We start from the raw sequence: 19556 nt of genomic DNA on the forward strand, positions 1-19556 counted from the left end.
ATCCGTACTCCTGTTTCTATAAATAATCTACTGTTAAGTTTTTCTCAGTTTAATCAAAAAATTCATTCATCTTTTAACTTTTTTGAATTTTTTTAAAACAACTCATCAAACAAACTCAACTGATTATCCTCTGGCATATTGCCGAGAATCCCCATTTCATCCATCTTTTCAACCAAGGTAGATGACAGTCCGCCACGCTTGCGGAGTTCTGTTTTAGAGAGAAATTCTCCCTCTTGGCGCGCTCGCACCAACTGCTTAGCAACGTTCTCTCCCAGACCATCCATTGCTACAAACGGTGGGATGAGAGTGTCCCCATCGATGAGGAATTCGATCGCATCACTGCGATAGAGGTCCAGTTTTCCAAACTTGAAACCACGCTCCCACATCTCATTGACAATCTCAAGAGTTGTATAAAGATCAATTTCCACATTAGAGGCTTCATTGTTCTTCCGTTTTTCAGCAATTTCTGCCATTCTGCGCTTGATAGCATCCAAGCCCGCCCCCATAGTCTTGATATCAAAAGCCTTAGCACGGATTGAGAAGTAAGCACAGTAGTAATAAATCGGATGGTGAACCTTGAAGTAAGCTACACGCAAGGCCATCATAACATAGGCTGCTGCATGGGCTTTAGGGAACATATACTTGATTTTTCCACAGGACTCGATATACCACTCTGGCACCTTATTGGCTTTCATAGCTTCGATGTAGCCATTTCGCTCCTCTTCGGAAATCTTCAACCACAAGCCCTTACGTACTCGTTCCATGATGGTAAAGGCCATCTTAGGCTCGAGACCCGCATGCATGAGGTAAACCATGATATCGTCCCGACAACCAATAACGGTTGATAGGTCCGCAATTCCTTGCTTGATCAAATCCTGGGCATTTCCCAACCAAACGTCGGTACCGTGGGACAACCCTGACAACTGCAGCAACTCCGCAAAAGTCGTCGGATGCGTCTCATCTACCATCCCACGTACAAAGTTGGTTCCAAATTCTGGAATCCCCAACATCCCCGTCGGCGTACCAATTTGCTCAGGAGTCACCCCAAGTACTTCAGTCCCTGAAAAGAGTGCCATCACGCCTTCATCATCCATAGGAATTTCATTAGGATCAATACCAGACAAGTCCTGGAGTTTTCGAATCATGGTCGGATCATCATGTCCCAGTACATCAAGTTTGAGGACGTTCTCATCGATATCGTGGAAGTTAAAGTGAGTGGTCTGCCATTCAGCCGTCACGTCATCTGCTGGATACTGGACAGGCGTAAAGTCGTAAACATCCATATAGTTAGGAATAACAACGATTCCCCCCGGGTGTTGTCCTGTTGTCCGCTTGACACCAGCTGCACCTTGAGCAAGGCGTTCCACCTCTGCGTCACGATAAAACTTCCCATAATCTCGCTCGTAACCCTTGACAAATCCATAAGCGGTCTTGGCAGCCACCGTACCAACCGTTCCTGCACGGAAGGCGTATTCCTCACCAAAGATATCACGCACATCCAAGTGAGCACTAGGCTGGTCTTCTCCCGAGAAGTTCAAGTCAATATCGGGCACCTTGTCTCCATCAAAACCAAGGAAAGTCTCGAAAGGAATATCTTGCCCATTTTTGCTGAGTTTGTGACCACATTTAGGACAGTCCTTATTGGGCATATCAAAACCTGAACCGTAAGAACCATCAGTGATAAACTCACTGTACTGACACTGACCACAGACATAGTGAGGAGAGAGAGGATTGACCTCCGTAATCCCAATCATGGTCGCAACGAAACTAGATCCGACAGACCCACGAGAACCAACCAAGTAGCCCCGTTCATTGGAACGTTGTACCAGCATCTGGGAAGCCAGATAAATCACAGCAAATCCATTCCCCAGAATAGAGGTTAGTTCTTTTTCAATCCGCAAATCAACGATATCTGGCAGCGGATTTCCATAAATCTCAAAAGCCTTCTTATAGGTCAACTCGGCAACTGTTTCTTCAGCCTTGTCGATGAAAGGCGTATACAAGTCCCCCTTAACAACCTCAACAGGTTCAAAGATATCTGCCAAAGCATTGGGATTTTCAATAACTAGTTTGCGTGCCAGTTCCTCTCCCAAGAAGGCAAATTCATCCAACATCTCATTGGTCGTTCGAAAATGAGCCTTTGGAAGTGGTGCCGGTTGGGCATGTTCTCCATGACCGATAGTTCGGTTAATCATCGCTCCCTGTCCCAAACTACGGACAATAATTTCACGATAAATCTCTTCTTCCGGTTCGATATAGTGGACATTTCCCGTAGCCAGAACGGGCTTACCAAGACGGTCTCCAACTTCTATCAAACTTTTGATAATGGTCTGGAGTTCCTCCATATCCTTGACCTGTTCCTTAGCAATCAATGGAGCATAGATAGCTGGTGGCATGATCTCAATAAAGTCGTAATACTTGGCCACCTCAACCGCCGCATCCACACCTTGGGAAACGACTGCATCAAAAACTTCACCTTCAGAGCAAGCCGAACCTAAAATCAAACCTTCCCGATGGGCATCTAGAACCGTTCTTGGAATCCGTGGCACTCCTTCAAAGTACTTGGTATTAGACAAAGAAACCAGTTTAAAGATATTTTTTAGACCTACCTGATTCTTGACATAGATAGTCGCATGCTTGATCCGAGCTTTTTTATAAGAATCTGGACTAATCAAATCAATGTTGAGTCTAGCTAAATCGGTCACACCATGTTTTTCTGCTACCTCTTTGATAAAGATGAAAAGCAGGCGACCTGTAGCTTCCGCATCGTAGTTGGCCATGTGGTGATGTTCTAGAGCCACACCAAAGCGCTTGGTCAAAGGTCCCAAACCATGACGTTTGTACTCAGGATAGAGGTTTCTAGCAAACTCCAGCGTATCAATAACTGGCTGACTAATCTTTGGCAGACCATGACGCTCATAATTGGCATTCATAAAGCCAACGTCAAAGGTCGCATTATGGGCAACTAGGACCGTATCCTTGCAGAATTCTTGGAATTCTTGCAAAACTTGTTCTAGTGGTTTGGCATTTTTGACATGGTCATCTGTAATTCCAGTCAACTCAGTAGTAAAAGCTGACAAGGGATGCCCAGGATTGATAAATTCATCAAATTCAGCAATGACATTCCCCTTATACATCTTAGAGGCCGCAACCTGAATTAAGTCATTGTAGATAGCTGATAGACCCGTCGTTTCCACGTCAAAGACCACATAGGTTGCTTCTGACAAGTCCATCTCCACTTCGTTATAAACGATAGGAACGCGGTCCTCCACGATATTGGCTTCCATACCATAGATCAGCTGGATCCCCGCTTTCTTAGCCGCCTTATAGCCGTGTGGGAAGGACTGGACATTCCCGTGGTCCGTGATGGCAACAGCCTTGTGACCCCACTTAGCAGCTGTCGCAACGATTTCTTCAACCTCTGGTAGAGAATCCATGGTCGACATATTAGTATGAGCATGAAACTCAACCCGACGCTCACCTTCTGGCATCAAATCCTTCCGCTCATAGTGAACAACTTCCTGCACATCCTGCACATTCATAGTCAAATCGCGTGTGAAGTTATTCATCTCCACATTCCCACGCACTCGGAGCCAAGAATTTTTCTTGATTAGATCAAACTTCTGGGCCTCTTCCTCATTCTTGACCCACTTTTGCATCGAAAAACTGGAAGTGTAGTCCGTCATTTTAAAGTTGATCAAAACACGCCCTGTTCTAGTCACTTTTTGCTCCACATCAAAAACAACCCCTTCAAAGACCAGACGATTTTCCTCCGTCGTCACTTCGATCATAGGAGTAATCTCCGCCTTGTCCAGCTTGGGTTTAGCCGCAGCCTTTTTGGCCTGAAAATCAAAGGCTGGTTTCTCTTCCGCTGGAGGAGGTGCCATCTGTTCCAGTTGCTCCATAGCACGGAGCGCTTCCTCATTGGCCGCTTGAACAATCTGCTCATTTTCAGCATGAAAGGCTTCTTCCTGCTCTTGGGTCAGCACATCATTTTTCTCTACTTGACAGTTAAAAGTAGGAAAACCAAATTTTTCAAGTTGTTTGGCTAAATTAGGAAAATGATTCTTCTTAAAATGTTCCTTATCAATCGCCTCAGAGCCTTCAATAAAGAGTTGGTTGCCCTCAGCACGAACTTGCAAATTTTGATAAAGAGACTTAAAACCTTGACTAGCACATGGCCCCTCAGAAAAAGCCTCCCTATAGTAGGACTGCAAGAGTTGATTTGAAAATTCTTGAGACAGAGCCTTGATTTCGAAAACAGCTTTATTGCCTGTCTTAGAAAATTCTTCACTCAAACCTTTCTTTATTTCTAAAAAGATTTCAATCGGTAAAATATTAGAAAATACAAAATGAAACTCCCATACCTTACTAATTTTATGAAGCACAACTCGCTCAATATCAGCCTGTGCTAAAGCAGGAGCCTGTCTCATTTCAGTAGGCATCCCCAGTTGATTCATCAAAATTTCAAAACTATTTGACATTCATTTTCCTCACATTATTCTCCTACTATTTTACCATACTTAGAGGTGTTTTCTAAAGACAAAAGGAAGCCACTTCAAGACAACAAAGAATTTTCTTATGTATATCCTTACTCCTCATTTAAGGATATTTACCTAGGGAAATTAAAAAATCTTCCAAACAGTACTCCCTCCCCAAAAAAGTTAGATAAATAATTTATCCAGAGAATATAGCTCTGTTTTACACATAACGAAAACACCCCGAAAGTTAGGCGGAAAAAATCTAACTTTTGGGGTGCAATTTATTCTTTATAAAACCTGAAAAGAACTCAGTCTTTAACTCCTGCTTTCTCTCTTATGCTTGATAACGTTTCACGCCATCTAGATAGGTTGCTACCAATTCTAAATCTTTATCTAGTACGATAAAGTCCGCGTCATAGCCTTCACGGATTTGACCACAGACATCGTCAATATGAACGGATTTAGCTGGGTTGAAGCTTGCCATCATAACTGCTTCGTGTGGAGAGGCAATGTTCCAGTCAACCACATTCTTCAAACCGTCTTTGAGTTTGAGAATAGAACCCGCCAAGTTACCTGTAGATTTGAGACGAGCAGTTCCATTTGCAACGACAACTGGGAATTCTCCCAACATGTAGTCGCCGTCTTCCAATCCACCCGCTGTCATACAGTCTGTGATAAGGGCAATATTTTCAGTTCCTTTTTGTTTGATAAGAATTTCGCAGGCTTTTGGATCTACGTGATGGCCGTCACAGATCAACTCTGCATAGGTATGTGGCAATTGGTACATGGCTCCAACCATACCCAGTTCGCGGTGAGTCAAGCCACGCATGCCATTGTAGGCGTGTACCCAAACACTCGCTCCAGCATCGACTGCTTTTTTAGCTTCATCAAAAGTCGCGTTTGAGTGCCCAAGAGCAACCGTCACGCCTTCGCCTGTAACCGTACGAACAAAGTCTTCTACACCTTCACGTTCTGGCGCAAGGGCAATTTTGTTTAGCAGGCCATTTGCTGCTTTTTGCCAAGCACGAAACTCATCCATACGAGGATCTTTCATGTAGGCAGGGTTTTGAGCGCCCTTGTATTTCTCTGTGAAATAAGGCCCTTCAAAATAAATCCCACGAATCTTGGCTCCACTTGCTTCCTGGTAACGAGCACCAATATTTTCTGTTACCGCAAGCAATTGCTCATAAGATGATGTCAAAGTGGTTGGCAAGAAGCTCGTTACCCCCATGCTGAGGAGTCCTTCACTCATGGTATGAAGGGTTCCTTCGATATTATTATCCATAACATCCACACCGCCAAATCCATGAATGTGGGTATCTACAAGTCCTGGAGCAATGCTATAACCTGTATAGTCAATAATCTCAGCCCCCTCAGGAATCTGCTCGACATGTTTTCCAAACTTGCCGTCCACAAGTTCCAAGTAACCACCACGACGCACTCCGTGTGGGTAGAAAAACTGATCTGCTTTAATATAGTTAGGCATAATGTTAACCTCCTTAAAAGATTGATTCCACAATTTATTATGTCAATTACATTATAAACCTTTCTTTTTTATTTGTAAATGGTATAGACCTATTTTCTAGAGATATTTTAAAAGAGCTGGATTTCTCCAACTCTTCTCTTTTTAATACAAGTTATTTTGATTTAACTGGCTTGTCTTGAGCTGTTTGCAAGGCTGTAGCAATGGTATCTGCATACAATTTTGCTCCTGCTTCAATTTTACTGTTGTCACTTCCAAAATGGACTTGGTCTGTTCCAGTCCAAATTTCTGGATGCTCTTTCGCAACTTGATTCCAATCTGCTATCGTGACGTAAGGAGTCTTCTCTGCCAATTCTCTCATATAGGCAGCCTCTTTCTCAACGATTGCGTAAGTCTCTTTTGTCTTATCCCCCTCATAAGGAGTCACCAAAACCATATGGTGCCCCTTAGGAAGATTTTTCACGATACTATCCCAATCTTCCTTGTAATTTTCAGGATTATTTACCCCAGTTGCAATAACCACCATCTTTGGTAGAAATTTATTCTGGCTATTATTGAGCATGATTTCGTTGGCGGTCTTGGTTGTTCTGCTGACTTGTGCATTAATCTGTGCCCCTGGAAGGGCTGTCTGCAAGGCTGTATTAGCTCTTAGTGCTACCGAATCACCAATTAACATAGTACCATCAGCAATTCCTAAACTATCAGCTTCTGCTCGTTCTGTCATTACCTTGGTCTGGTTAATATTTGTTGCAGCTTGCTTCAAGCCATTGACAGTTAAGTCTGTCTCAAAAGCTCCCACTTGTGGTGCCAACAGAGTTACTAAGAAGACAATGAAGGCCAAAATTCCAGTACTTGCTGCAAGGATTGCGTGAATATGAGGCAGGGGACGAAGAGTTTGTAGAATAGATGTGTCCTTTCCTGCAATCCAAGGTTCCAGTACATAAAATGATAGGCTGGCAAATCCATAAGAAAAAATCAAAGTTAATAACACAGCAAGAAGATTTGATGTCAACTGTGAGAAAATAATGTAGAAAGGCCAATGGAAAAGATAAACCGCATAGCTAGTATCCGCTAAAAAGCTGATCATCTTTGGCTCCTGCACGTTAGGAGTCTTTTCATGTAAGACACGCGCCGCCAGAATCATAGCAATGGTTGCAAGGCTGGCAAGCAAGAAGCCCATAAGATAGGCAAAGAGATAGGTAAATTTGACAAAGAAAGTCAAAATGAGTAGGAAGCCAAAACCTCCTCCAAAAACTAAAAGGGTCTTTCGTAAATCCCATATTTTATCCAACTGCTTAACTAGGGAAGTCGTCTGACGAACGCCTACAATCGTTGCTAAGATACTTCCCAAAAAGAATGGATAGACATGAGTTAAACTAGAGAAGTAAACAGAAGAATAAGAGGTTACTAGAAAACTACCGATAAACATGGAGAAGAAGCTGATCAAGAAGGCAGCAGCAGATAAGAGAAAGACCATTCCTCTCAACTGACCATTTGATCTGGACTGTTTAGATAAGAACCAAACTGCCAATCCCCAGAGGATATAGTAGTGAACCTCAACAGCCAAGCTCCAATTATGAACAAACAAATGTGGAATGAACTGAGATTCATAACTCCCACCTGTTAGGAGCTCATAGAAGTTGGTCATGAAGCCTAAAACACCCGCAATCTGACCCCCAATTCCAGCCACATAATCTTGGCGAACTAGAAAAGTAAAGGGCATGGTTACCAAGACCATCAAAACCACAGGTGGCACAATCCGATAAAAGCGTCTCCTAAAAAATCCTATCAAGTCAATCTCATGATTTTTAGAAAATTCTTCGATGAGTAGAGCCGTAATCAGGAAGCCTGAAAACGTGAAAAAGACATCTACCCCGAAAAATCCTCCAGGAAAGATCGTCTGAAAGAAATGATACAAGAGTACCAGTAGTAAACCTGTAATCCTAATCAAGGAAAACCATTTAATGCGCATACGAGTTTATTCTCCCTTTCATTATACACTTTATTCTATCAAAAAAAGAAGAAAAATCCCAAGAGAAAACTTAGGATTTTTAGCTTATATCAATTCCAGTTTAAAAATTACGGCCTGACTTATTATAGCCATATTTTTCAACAAAATACTCACGGAATTCCAAGAGATTGTCATCCATGATGGCTTGTCGCACTTGCTTCATCAGGTTAAGCAAGAAGTAAAGATTGTGGTAGCTAGTCAAGCGGATACCGAAGGTTTCATCAGCCTTGAGCAGGTGACGAAGATAAGCGCGTGTATAGTTCTTACATGTGTAGCAATCACACTCAGGATCCAACGGCGTAAAGTCCTCAGCAAACTGGGCATTTTTGACAACTAAACGTCCCTGACTGGTCATACAAGTTCCGTTACGAGCAATTCGAGTCGGCAAGACACAGTCAAACATATCCACCCCACGAATCACACCATCAATCAAGCTATCTGGCGCTCCCACACCCATCAAATAGCGAGGTTTGTTTTCAGGCAACAATTGGGTTGTAAAGTCCAAAACCGCATTCATCTCTTCGTGGGTTTCTCCCACTGCCAAACCACCTATAGAATAACCTGGGAAATCCATGCTGACAAGGTCATGAGCTGATTGGCGACGCAGGTCTTCAAATCCTGCCCCTTGCACAATTCCAAATAATCCTTGGTCATGCGGACGACGATGAGCCTTCAAACCACGCTCAGCCCAACGACTGGTACGCTCGATTGATTTCTTCACGTAGTCATAAGGCTGATAAAACTGGGGACATTCGTCAAAAGACATCATGATATCTGAGCCTAGATTATTCTGAATAGAGATAGCTTTTTCTGGCGATAGGAACATCTTAGAACCATTGAGATGGTTTTTAAAGGTTACTCCTTCTTCTGTGATATTTCGGCTATCTGCTAGAGAATAAACCTGGAAACCACCACTATCTGTCAAGATAGGCTGGTCCCAATTCATGAACTTGTGGAGACCACCTGCGCGAGCGATGAGTTCATCTCCAGGACGAAGCCAGAGATGATAGGTGTTTGACAGGATAATTCCCGAACCCATCTCCTTCAATTCTTCAGGCGACTGAGTTTTGACAGTGGCTTGTGTCCCAACTGGCATAAACATAGGTGTTGGGAAGGTACCATGGGGAGTGATGATTTCCCCCAGGCGAGCTCCTGTGTGTTTTTCTTTCTTAATCAAACGATATTTGATTGGTGAATCTGACATTTTTTACCTCCGAAGCTGGGAAAGACAGTCCCAGTTCATACTTTGTGCTCAAGGGCATACTGTATGATTTTATCAAAAAAAGCTGGAACTGTCACGAACTATGGTATAATGAGAGAATGAAATACCCAAAAATTGATTTAAAAACCATTCGTCTGCAGGCCAGACAATTTCAATCTGAAAATCCCCGCCTCTTTCTCGTCTATCTCTTACCTAGCATGCTGGTCATCTTGTCTGGCTTCCTCAATCCCTTAGAGCGTATCAACGAGTCTATTTTAGAGCAACCCTTTTTAAGCGTGCTTGGTCATGTATTCCAAGCTTACCTTTTTCCACTATTAGTCTCCTTTATCGGGACGATACTTCTAACCAGTTCAGTCTACACAACACTTAAACTCATCAAGAATCCTGATACAGAACTATCCGTCAAAAATAGTCTGACTCTCTTTAATGAAGAGCACTTTTCACAAACCTTTTTGACTCTACTTCTCAAACGTTTCTATCTCTTCTTATGGAGCATTCCTAGTTTACTCGGGATTTACTTCCTTTTTTACAGTAGCTTTCTTGCAAAGAAATTCGTTGCCCTTCATCCTGAGTTTCCCAATCTGGATCTTACGTCAATTGAAACTGAAGGCTTCCTAATAACCTTTGGTCTCTACTTTCTAGCAAGTATCCTCTTGATGATTGTCGGAAATAGTCTCTATATCCCACAATATTATGCCTATTCGCAGGTAGAATTTCTCCTCTGTGATACTCTAGATTTAGGACAAGCCAAACCAGGGCAAATACTTAAAACCAGCCGTTTCTTAATGAAAGGTTACAAATTTCAGCGCTTTGTCCTAGACTTACAACTCCTTCCTTGGTATTTCCTCAATTGGATTACCTTTGGGATTGCTAGTTTCTCACTCCTACCCTACATTCAAATCAATAAAATAATTTTTTACCGAGCAGTACTGGCTCGAAAACGTCCAAAAGCTTGAAGGTGGCCCCTCAAGCTTTTTTCTATCAATGAGTTTCTCCACCTACCAACTTGAGGTCCTCATCTCCATGTTCGATAATGGCTCCGATTGCCGCTTCTATCCCTCGCCTAATATCAACTAAACTCATAGCTGGAGTGGTCGGTCGATTCACCACCTGTTCCATCATATAAGGAATGTGCATAAAACCTGCCTTAACATGTGGAAATTTCTTTTCTGCCAAATAGAGGGCCTGATACATCAAATGATTGCAGACAAAAGTCCCTGCCGTATTGGAAACAGAGGCCGGCAAGCCCTCTTTTTTTATAGCTTGAACCATCGCTTTAATCGGCAAACTACTAAAGTAAGCCGAAGCACCATCCACTCGAATGAGAAGGTCAATCGGCTGATTACCTTCGTTATCAGGAATGCGTGCATCGTCTTGATTTATAGCCACTCGCTCAGGTGTCAAGCTGGTTCTTCCACCTGCTTGGCCGATACAAAGGACAAAGTCAGGTTGATAACGACTCATTTCTTCTTCCAATACTTGAGCCGATTTGTGAAAAACTGTCGGCACCTCTAGCCAACGGACCTCAGCACCATGGATTTCAGCTGGTAAACCTTTAATGGCTTCCAAGGCTGGATTGACCTTTTCCCCTCCAAAGGGCTCAAAACCTGTCACTAATACTTTCATTTCTAACTCCTTACAACCAATTCCATGAAACTCTTTTTCCGACAATAAAACAAGTATAACATATTTCCCTTATTCTGGAGTGAAAAGGACTAGAGAGGATCAGACCGGCATTAAAGTTTATTTAAAGAGAAAAATACTAATCAAGGCCAAAATAGCTGGTCCACCTTGCTTCAAAATAATTTTCTTATCTGCTGTGAGAGAGCCATAAGCCGCAGCACCAAACACAAATAAAACAAAAATAGTCACAATTTCTAAATTCTGTGAGAAATAAATCCCATACAAGAGAAAGACTCCTAACAGAGCATTATAAATCCCTTGATTTTTAAACAATGAACTTACAGACGGACGAGCCAGTTCTTCCTTGTCCATGTTAAATACTCGACTGGTTGCATCTGATTGCGTTGCAATACTTTCCAAATAAAAAATGTAAAAATGCTCCAAAGCAACAATCGTTGTTACAATGATTGTAATAATTGACATCTATTTCTCCTTAAATTTCTATATTTTCAATACCCAAAACCAATTTATTTAATAAACGGCTGAGTTCTGTTCTCTCAGACTCTGTTAAGATACTTTCCATCGCTTCCTTAACCCTGACATGATTCAGAGGTGGATTCACCACTAACTGCTCCTTGGCATACTTCGTAGCCTCTACCAACACTTCCCGCTGATTTTCAGGATTACGATGACGCTCCACCAAACCTTCCTTTTCCAAAATCTTGAAATGTCGTGTCAAAGCAGCCTGATCAATCTTCAAACGCTCCTGAACCGCCATTTGATTACAGGGAGAATTCTCCAATAAAAACAGTAAAATCTGATACCGTGTCAAACTAATCCCAAGTCTTTTTTCAAACAATTGCGTACTCGCTTGCTCAGACAAGCGGAGTTGATAAAGCAGATCTTGAATCTCTATCATTTCTTTTCTCTTTTCGATTGATTCATCAATAATTGACTAATCAAGTATAATATAAATTAAAATAGATTGCAAGAATGTTGCTTGAATTATTACAAGATGCTAACTTTCCATTTTCCATTCATATTGATACTCAATGAAAATCAAAGAGCAAACTAGAAGGCTATCCACAACCTCAAAACAATGTTTTGAGGTTGCAGATAGAACTGACGAAGTCAGTAACCACACCTACGGCAAGGCGAAACTGACGTGGTTTGAAGAGATTTTCGAAGAGTATGACAAAGAAAAAACGAACGAGACTCGCTTCCTATCATGAAAGCTAGATCTCATTCGTCAAAATGATATTACAAAGTCTGGTTTATCCATTCATTGAAACATGAACGTGGTCATAGTGATTTTCTGTCACGCTACCACGATCTGGCATTGGGTTCCAAGTATTAGCTGGCCCATATTTGCTATCGAATGGAGCATAGAAACGTTGTTTCCAAATAATGTAACTAATACCACGGCTGGCCATGTTTTGAATAGCGTATTCCGCAATCTTATCCCCTAGTTCTGAGCTTTCTGGCACCATAAAATCGATAGCCAAACCTTTTCCGTGATCTCCACTATCTCCTGGACGGTAACCACTAAAGGATGTGATGCCAAACAAGTTGGCAATCTCTTCTTTAAAGGCAGCTGTTTGTGGTTGAAGACCTGCATTTTCAGATTTCGCTACCGCAAGTCCAGCATAATCTGGAGCTGCTGGAGCTGCGTAAGTTGCTGAAGTTGTTTTCGTCTCTTCTGGTTGATAAGTAGAAACTGCTGTTGTAGCTTCATTTGATGAGGCTTCTTTTACTTCTTCTGAACTTGTTGTAGTTGTTTCGGTTGCTTTTTCTTCTACTGGCGTTGTAGTTGCTTCCACTACTGATTCAGCTTGAGGGCTTGCTTGTATTTCATGCTTATCAGCTGGAGTCGTTGCCTGAGGAGCTGCCTCTGCAACTGCACTACTTGTTTCGGCTGTTTGCTCCTCTGAGACAGAAGTCTCTGTAGATGGTGCCACTTCTTCTGCAGTAGCAACTGTCTCTGCAACTTCTGAATTTGTTGCTACTTCTTTTGTACTTGTATTTTCTACCTCTTTTGGCGCTTCTGCAATCGGTTGAGAAAGGTCTGCAACCTGAACAGTTTGATCATCAACCGTCACTTGATTGGTTGTCAAATCTGCTGTCGCAGTTGTCACTTCTTCACTAGAAGCCGCTTGAGGTGTTTGGATTTCAACTTCCGTTATTTCTTCTGCTTCATTGACAGTCGTTGTCAAAACAGTTTCTGGGAAAATCAAGTCCATATTCGTGATTTTATTCAAATTCGCAAGAACTGTGACATCTACACCCAAGGCTTCTGCAATGGTGCTCAAGGTATCACCATACTGAACGGTATAACTTGTTTTGTTGTCCGTTTTAGTCAAATCGTTTTGGATTTGCTCAACACTACGTGCAGTCCAAAGAACTTCTTCTGCTTTAGTTGCCAATACTGGGGCAAATGACAAGGCTACTGTTGAAGCTAATAATATTCTTTTCTTCATTCTTTCCTATTCCTTTCAAATGAGTACCTGTCTATCATAACACAAAAAATGCAGAAAAAAAGCCCTCTCGGGCCTATTTAACAGAACTGTCTATTCCTTGTAACAAACTTGGTTACTTGAAATAGTTTGTTAGGTCTCTGTCACAAAACTGACACAATCTTATCGTTCCCAATCCCCAAAAATATAAGGAATATCTGCTAACCCTTGAATCCTATGATTTCCTTCATAAGTCGACTCTAAAAAGTTGATACTTTGAATCCCACTATTCTGGGCAAATTCCACATCCAGAGTCCGATCCCCTATATAATAGGTCTTCTCAGAATCCAACTGATACTTGCCTAACAGATAGTTACCCGCTTCTGGACTTGGCTTCCGCACAAAACCACTCTGACTGGTTAAAATCTCTGTAAAATAAGATTCCAAACCCAAGTCTCTGAGAATGGTACGAGCATTGTCTCCCTTATGAGTGTAAACAAACTGCTGAATTCCTGATTCCTCTGCCCAAGCTAGCACATCACGCGCACCTGGCATCAAAACTACCTGAGCATTCTTCTCAGCCAAACTCTGGGCACGCACCTGATTTAGCATTTCCACATCCAGCTTTCTCTCTTCTGCCACCTGCACAAGTAAATCCTGCACAGAAAACTTGAGAATAAACTCCCTCACCTGCTCCTTATCATAAGGAATAGAAAACTGAGCAAAAGTTTCCTCAATTCCTGATAAAATCGCTTCGTAAGAATCCAATAAAGTCCCATCTAAATCCCAAATAAAAGCTGTTTTTTGCATTTCCTATCCTTTCAAGCTCATATAACGCTGGTAACGGTAACGTAGAAATAACCAACGAAAACCATTATCCAAAAGGGTTCCGGCCCAAATACCGGGCAAGCCCCAACCAAGCACAATCCCCATCAGATATCCTGTTCCAATGCGGATACACCACATTCCTATACTTGTCGCATAAAAGGGAAGCCGAGCATTGCCCAAACCCTGCCAGACTGCTGTATAGATGACTGTTCCTATCGTCATAGGAGTACCAAGTAGTGAAAAAAGTGTCACTAGCACACTAGCCTCCACCGCTAGAGAATCAGTCGTATAGAGATGAGTTAGTGGTATACCCAAGGCATAGACACTAAGCGTCAAGGGCAACATGAGAAGCAGAGAAAGCCAAAAGGTTTGCTTGCTCAAATTAGCTACTCTTTCCCAATTATCCTCTCCAACTGCTCGAGCTACCAGCATGACCGTTGCAGTAGCGACGCCAAAGGCAGGCATATAGTTAAACTGGGTCAAGACTTCTCCGACTGCATTTCCAGCCACCGCCTCCGTTCCAAAAGAAACAACCAAGGCAATGATCACGACATCTCCAGCCCTCATCATGAGCCTCTCTCCAGCTGCTGGCAACGCTAAGGTCAATAGTTCCTTATCTAAACCAAAAGTCGGTTTCTCAAAAGGCAACTTTAATTGCGACCACAAAATCACAAGACCAACCAAACGAGACAGAATAGTCCCCCAAGCAACACCCGCTATCCCCATATCCAGTACAAAAATAGCTAGACTGGAAAAGAGAATATTCAAAGCATTTGACAAGAGGCTGACATAAAGAGGCAGACGTGGATTATGCGTTGCACGAATCAAGGCTCCCAGACTGGTCATCAAGCCCAAAAGAACAATCGATCCGCCTACCAAGGATAGATAGAGTCCACCACTCTCAGCTACATCTCTCGCCGTCCCCAAAAGTCCTATCATCTCTTTCCCAGCGAAGATGGACAAAAATCCTAAAAGGAAACTTAATAATAAGGTAATCTTCAACGCCTCAGTCACATGATAGGCTAGCATAGATTGATCCTTCTGCCCCAAACTTTTTGAAATAACACTGGAAATAGCAGCTCCCAGAGCGATGAAAATCGCTTGGTAAATCGTGATAATATTGCCAGCTACTGATACACCCGAAATAGCTATCAAGCCCAAGTGGGCTACCAAGTAACTATCCACCATTCCCATGAGCATCTGCAAAAAGTTTTCGCCCATAGCTGGTAAGGCAATATTAAGAATGTCTTTATTTTTCTTAAACAATCCTTCCTCCTGATGAAAAGAAACTCAGTTGGTTTCCCAACCGAGTTTACTCCCTCTGTCTTAAAGTCCTAGATAAGCCTCAACCGCTACTTGCATGTCTGTTGCTGCAACAGTTGTCTTATGACGAACAGGAGCTGTTTCAAGCCCATCAACTGCTGGTGGCACTGCAACGCCTGAAATGTCATGTAATTGAGCCAAGGCTTCAAAGTCAGTCAAGCCAACTTTCCCTGTTACAGCTTCTACTGCAACTACTGGGAACTTGTATGGACTAGCTGTTGAAGCAATCACCGTCTTAGTCGCATCGCCAGTAGCCGCTTGGTATTTCTTATAAACTGCCGAGGCAACCGCCGTATGTGGATCCTCGATATAAGAATCTGACTCATAAACACGCTTGATTTCTGCCGCTGTTTCCTCCTCAGTAGCATATTCAGCCGCAAAGAGATCAAGAATCTCTGCATCAAAATTAGTCAACTCATATTGACCTTGTGTATTCAAAGCATTCATGAGTTCAGCTGTTTTAACCGCATCATTACCCAAAAGATGGAAAATGAGACGCTCCAAGTTTGAAGATACCAAGATATCCATAGATGGGCTAGTTGTTACCTTAAACTCACGTTTCTTATCGTAAACACGTGTCTTGAAGAAGTCTGTCAAAACATTGTTATCATTTGAAGCACAGATTAATTTGCCAACTGGTAGGCCAATTTGCTTAGCATAAAAGGCAGCCAAGATATTTCCAAAGTTTCCTGTTGGTACTGTAAAGTTGACCTTATCACCAGCCACAATCTCACCAGTCTTGACCAACTGAGCATAGGCATAAACATAATAAACAATCTGTGGCACCAAACGACCAATGTTCATAGAGTTAGCTGATGAAAATTGCAACTTGTTGGCTGCCAACTTCTCACGAAGGGCTACATCGTTAAACATATGTTTGACGCTAGTTTGGGCATCGTCAAAGTTACCATCAATAGCAATAACATGAGTATTGTCACCAGTTTGAGTGGTCATTTGCAACTCTTGTACCTTGCTGACACCATCCTTTGGATAAAAAACGATAATCTCAGTACCAGGTACATCCGCAAACCCTGCCATAGCAGCTTTCCCAGTATCACCAGATGTCGCTGTTAAGATGACAATCTTGTTCTCCAAACCATCCTTCTTAGCAGCTGTTGTCATAAAGTATGGCAAAATAGACAAGGCCATATCCTTAAAAGCAATTGTTGAACCATGGAAAAGTTCCAAGTTATATTGCCCGTCTAATTTCACTAATGGTGCGATAGCTGGAGTATCAAACTTGCTATCGTAGGCATTGTTGATACAGTAGTCCAACTCTTCAGCTGTAAAGTCATCTAAAAATGCTGACAAAACAATCTTAGCAACTTCCTGATAAGAAGCATCTTTCAATTTGTCAAAGTCCAAATCTACCTTTGGATAAGTAACCGGTGTAAATAAACCACCGTCCGTCGCCAAACCTTGCAAAATAGCTTGGCTAGCAGTTACTGTATTGTTGGCATCACGCGTTGATTGATAAACTAATGTCATTACTCTCTATCCTTTATCTATAGTCTCATCCATTATATCATGATTTTTCAGAAAATTCTCCTTTTACAAGAGAAATTATAGGCTCAATTCTTCTTTCAAAGGCTGTAAGTAGGTCATTTCTTGCTTATTTCTCATCTCCAGTCCTTCCTCGGCTAGCAGGAGTAAGTCTTTGGAAATTTCAATAATCGCAGTTTCTTCCTCATCTGTAAGCTTCTTCTTAGAAAATTGTCGTCTTAAAAACTTATAATTTTTCCCAAATTCTTTAAAGAAAAGCGCTGCTTCTAAGTAAGCTTCTAACTTATCTAAATTAACCAACAATCCTAAGTGAAAAGCTGCTGAAGCGAAGGTTCTATCTAGAGGTTGAGTACACACACTACGAAACTCAACTGTTCCTCGAGTCGTTAAGTCTTGATACTGATAACTACGATGTGTTCCAAAATCCTTCTCTTGAGGATAAATAATAATCTCATCCCCATTAAGTGCATATGCTTGAATTTCAGGTGTAGCCAAATAGTCCCTCGCCTGAATCGGATAAAAATAATAGGTTTGTTCATCACGTTCCGCAGTAAAAATTGCAGAATGATCTAGATAATCAAAAAAATCATCCTCATCTTTAAAGAGTCTAGCATTGACCCCGACGTTTTCTGGATAGATACCATGCATCGATTCTTCCCAGAAAATATCCCTTGCAATTCTCGTATCCCAATCCTCACCTGAAAACTCAGAATTGGCAAATAAATAAGCCTTAGCCGCTTCAATTTGGGTAAAAGCATTAATCACTCGTAAGTAGTTAAACTTTGAAACATCCAACTGTACCTGACTCCCACAGATAAAAGCACCATATTCAGGGAAATGATGCAAGTCTGATTTAGTCACATTTCTACTCAAATTCAAATAGTCCATCAGCATGCGATACCGTGGGAAAGCCACTGGACAATTCTCATTTTTATCCCAGTTGGGATGAATACCACAGCCGACAATAGCATGATTTGATTCAGCTAGCTTCTTCTGGATTACTTTCATATAAATACTAAAACGTTCTTCAACCTCTTGTATCGTTTCAGCCTTACCAAATGCAAACTCAATCGTAGTATAGGAAACTTCAAATAAAATAGTATCCTGACTTACTGGATCCACTAACTGAATAGGAGTCCCAAAATCATCTACCTTTTCGACAGTAAAATTCATAGCAGAAACTAAATATCGGAATAAGCATTTGATAACTTCAACATCTGTAGCATTCCCTTCCAAGTTTACAATAGGATATTCCAGCTCAATCCCGAGAAACAATTCAGGATTTTCTTTAATATTTTTCAAATACCGATGTTTTAATAAATCGATAGAACGAGACATACTTCCCTACACTTTCATAATCTAAATAAAATTTGAATAACTATTATTATACCAAAAATAATATAAAAAAGGAACGAAGATTTACAACGTTCCTTAACTCTATACTATACCGGCGGCCGGGGTCGAACCGGCACGTCCTTGCGGACACTGGATTTTGAGTCCAGCGCGTCTGCCAATTCCGCCACGCCGGCAAATAGTAACTGGGGTAGCTGGATTCGAACCAACGCATGAGGGAGTCAAAGTCCCTTGCCTTACCGCTTGGCTATACCCCAATAATATAAAATAGGCGAGTGATGGGGATCGAACCCACGCATGCCAGAGCCACAATCTGGTGTGTTAACCACTTCACCACACCCGCCATAATTCTATTAACACGGGCAGTAGGAATTGAACCCACACTGAAGGTTTTGGAGACCTTAGTTCTACCTTTAAACTATGCCCGTAAAATGGAAGGGGAGGGATTCGAACCCCCGAACCCGAAGGAGCGGATTTACAGTCCGCCGCGTTTAGCCTCTTCGCTACCCTTCCAAAAAATATAAATGGCGCGAGACGGAATCGAACCGCCGACACATGGAGCTTCAATCCATTGCTCTACCAACTGAGCTACCGAGCCTTATTGCGGGAGCAGGATTTGAACCTACGACCTTCGGGTTATGAGCCCGACGAGCTACCGAGCTGCTCCATCCCGCGTTAATACAAAAGGAGGATGTGGGATTCGAACCCACGCACGCTTTTACACGCCTGACGGTTTTCAAGACCGTTCCCTTCAGCCGGACTTGGGTAATCCTCCAAAATAGTCCGTACGGGATTCGAACCCGTGTTACCGCCGTGAAAAGGCGGTGTCTTAACCCCTTGACCAACGGACCAAACTTTATGGGCACGAGTGGACTCGAACCACCGACCTCACGCTTATCAGGCGTGCGCTCTAACCACCTGAGCTACGCGCCCAAGTTAAAAAACTTGGTAATTGAACAAAGTTCAAAGCGGGTGACGAGAATCGAACTCGCGACAACAGCTTGGAAGGCTGTAGTTTTACCACTAAACTACACCCGCTTAAATGGGAGTTAACGGGATCGAACCGCTGACCCTCTGCTTGTAAGGCAGATGCTCTCCCAGCTGAGCTAAACTCCCTAGAGCTAAGCGACTTCCATATCTCACAGGGGGCAACCCCCAACTACTTCCGGCGTTCTAGGGCTTAACTTCTGTGTTCGGCATGGGTACAGGTGTATCTCCTAGGCTATCGTCACTTAACTCTGAGTAATACCTACTCAAAATTGAATATCTATTCAAA

The 19556-nt window shown here is 42.3% G+C and carries 13 protein-coding genes, 12 tRNA genes and 1 rRNA gene; 1 reads left to right on the forward strand and 25 read right to left on the reverse strand.

What is annotated here, in order from left to right; translation table 11 throughout:
* Nucleotides 1–92 precede the first annotated feature (92 nt).
* The 4 genes from O3616_RS06325 to tgt form a co-directional block, all read right to left on the reverse strand.
* Nucleotides 93–4484 (reverse strand): PolC-type DNA polymerase III, encoded by a 4392-nt coding sequence (locus O3616_RS06325; RefSeq protein ID WP_371638401.1) that lies wholly within the window; start codon nucleotides 4482–4484, stop codon nucleotides 93–95.
* A 331-nt stretch (nucleotides 4485–4815) separates the two neighbouring features.
* Nucleotides 4816–5967, reverse strand: coding sequence for an N-acetylglucosamine-6-phosphate deacetylase (gene nagA, locus O3616_RS06330; RefSeq protein ID WP_125458117.1), 1152 nt, complete (start codon nucleotides 5965–5967; stop codon nucleotides 4816–4818).
* 151 nt (nucleotides 5968–6118) lie between these two features.
* Complete coding sequence (locus tag O3616_RS06335; RefSeq protein ID WP_371638402.1) at nucleotides 6119–7936, reverse strand: acyltransferase family protein; 1818 nt, start codon at nucleotides 7934–7936, stop codon at nucleotides 6119–6121.
* Between the two features lie 100 nt (nucleotides 7937–8036).
* Nucleotides 8037–9179 (reverse strand): tRNA guanosine(34) transglycosylase Tgt, encoded by a 1143-nt coding sequence (gene tgt / locus O3616_RS06340; protein WP_001285237.1) that lies wholly within the window; start codon nucleotides 9177–9179, stop codon nucleotides 8037–8039.
* A gap of 116 nt (nucleotides 9180–9295) precedes the next feature.
* On the opposite strand from tgt, the gene O3616_RS06345 reads away from it, so the two are divergent.
* Nucleotides 9296–10153, forward strand: coding sequence for a DUF975 family protein (locus O3616_RS06345; RefSeq protein ID WP_371638403.1), 858 nt, complete (start codon nucleotides 9296–9298; stop codon nucleotides 10151–10153).
* A gap of 25 nt (nucleotides 10154–10178) precedes the next feature.
* Here the strand turns inward: O3616_RS06345 and pcp are convergent, their stop codons facing one another.
* The 21 genes from pcp to rrf all read right to left on the reverse strand — a co-directional run bounded on the left by pcp (nucleotide 10179) and on the right by rrf (nucleotide 19516).
* On the reverse strand, nucleotides 10179–10823 hold the full coding sequence (pcp, locus tag O3616_RS06350) for a pyroglutamyl-peptidase I (protein ID WP_269793176.1): 645 nt from the start codon (nucleotides 10821–10823) through the stop codon (nucleotides 10179–10181).
* Nucleotides 10824–10940: 117 nt separating this feature from the next.
* Nucleotides 10941–11303, reverse strand: a complete 363-nt coding sequence (locus tag O3616_RS06355) for a DUF1304 domain-containing protein (RefSeq protein ID WP_269793177.1) — start codon at nucleotides 11301–11303, stop codon at nucleotides 10941–10943.
* 10 nt (nucleotides 11304–11313) lie between these two features.
* Nucleotides 11314–11739: a MarR family winged helix-turn-helix transcriptional regulator gene (locus tag O3616_RS06360; RefSeq protein ID WP_042749953.1), complete on the reverse strand. Its 426-nt coding sequence runs from the start codon at nucleotides 11737–11739 to the stop codon at nucleotides 11314–11316.
* Nucleotides 11740–12094: 355 nt separating this feature from the next.
* Nucleotides 12095–13297, reverse strand: a complete 1203-nt coding sequence (locus O3616_RS06365) for a LysM peptidoglycan-binding domain-containing protein (RefSeq protein ID WP_371638404.1) — start codon at nucleotides 13295–13297, stop codon at nucleotides 12095–12097.
* Between the two features lie 159 nt (nucleotides 13298–13456).
* A complete protein-coding gene (locus O3616_RS06370; RefSeq protein WP_371638405.1) occupies nucleotides 13457–14083 on the reverse strand; it encodes an HAD family hydrolase in 627 nt (208 codons plus the stop codon).
* 3 nt (nucleotides 14084–14086) lie between these two features.
* Entirely contained in the window at nucleotides 14087–15367 is a 1281-nt protein-coding gene (locus O3616_RS06375) for an MATE family efflux transporter (RefSeq protein ID WP_371638406.1), read from the reverse strand.
* A 60-nt stretch (nucleotides 15368–15427) separates the two neighbouring features.
* The gene (gene thrC, locus O3616_RS06380) at nucleotides 15428–16912 is read right to left on the reverse strand and encodes a threonine synthase (RefSeq protein WP_061590007.1); all 1485 of its coding nucleotides are present in this window, start codon (nucleotides 16910–16912) and stop codon (nucleotides 15428–15430) included.
* 75 nt (nucleotides 16913–16987) lie between these two features.
* Nucleotides 16988–18265, reverse strand: a complete 1278-nt coding sequence (locus tag O3616_RS06385; RefSeq protein ID WP_371638407.1) for a gamma-glutamylcysteine synthetase — start codon at nucleotides 18263–18265, stop codon at nucleotides 16988–16990.
* 107 nt (nucleotides 18266–18372) lie between these two features.
* Nucleotides 18373–18456 (reverse strand) — tRNA-Leu (locus O3616_RS06390).
* A 9-nt stretch (nucleotides 18457–18465) separates the two neighbouring features.
* Nucleotides 18466–18537: transfer RNA gene (locus tag O3616_RS06395), tRNA-Gln, on the reverse strand.
* Nucleotides 18538–18550: 13 nt separating this feature from the next.
* Nucleotides 18551–18623 (reverse strand) — tRNA-His (locus tag O3616_RS06400).
* Nucleotides 18624–18637: 14 nt separating this feature from the next.
* Nucleotides 18638–18708: transfer RNA gene (locus O3616_RS06405), tRNA-Trp, on the reverse strand.
* A 4-nt stretch (nucleotides 18709–18712) separates the two neighbouring features.
* Nucleotides 18713–18793: transfer RNA gene (locus tag O3616_RS06410), tRNA-Tyr, on the reverse strand.
* Nucleotides 18794–18805: 12 nt separating this feature from the next.
* Nucleotides 18806–18878, reverse strand: a tRNA-Phe gene (locus tag O3616_RS06415).
* 3 nt (nucleotides 18879–18881) lie between these two features.
* Nucleotides 18882–18955 (reverse strand) — tRNA-Met (locus O3616_RS06420).
* A 10-nt stretch (nucleotides 18956–18965) separates the two neighbouring features.
* Nucleotides 18966–19055: transfer RNA gene (locus O3616_RS06425), tRNA-Ser, on the reverse strand.
* A gap of 4 nt (nucleotides 19056–19059) precedes the next feature.
* Nucleotides 19060–19131, reverse strand: a tRNA-Glu gene (locus O3616_RS06430).
* An 8-nt stretch (nucleotides 19132–19139) separates the two neighbouring features.
* Nucleotides 19140–19213, reverse strand: a tRNA-Ile gene (locus tag O3616_RS06435).
* A gap of 34 nt (nucleotides 19214–19247) precedes the next feature.
* Nucleotides 19248–19318, reverse strand: a tRNA-Gly gene (locus tag O3616_RS06440).
* A gap of 5 nt (nucleotides 19319–19323) precedes the next feature.
* Nucleotides 19324–19396, reverse strand: a tRNA-Val gene (locus tag O3616_RS06445).
* 4 nt (nucleotides 19397–19400) lie between these two features.
* A 5S ribosomal RNA gene (gene rrf, locus O3616_RS06450) occupies nucleotides 19401–19516 on the reverse strand.
* Nucleotides 19517–19556 lie beyond the last annotated feature (40 nt).

This window comes from Streptococcus sp. 27098_8_86 (genome assembly GCF_041432595.1).
GTDB classification, from domain to species: domain Bacteria; phylum Bacillota; class Bacilli; order Lactobacillales; family Streptococcaceae; genus Streptococcus; species Streptococcus pneumoniae_F.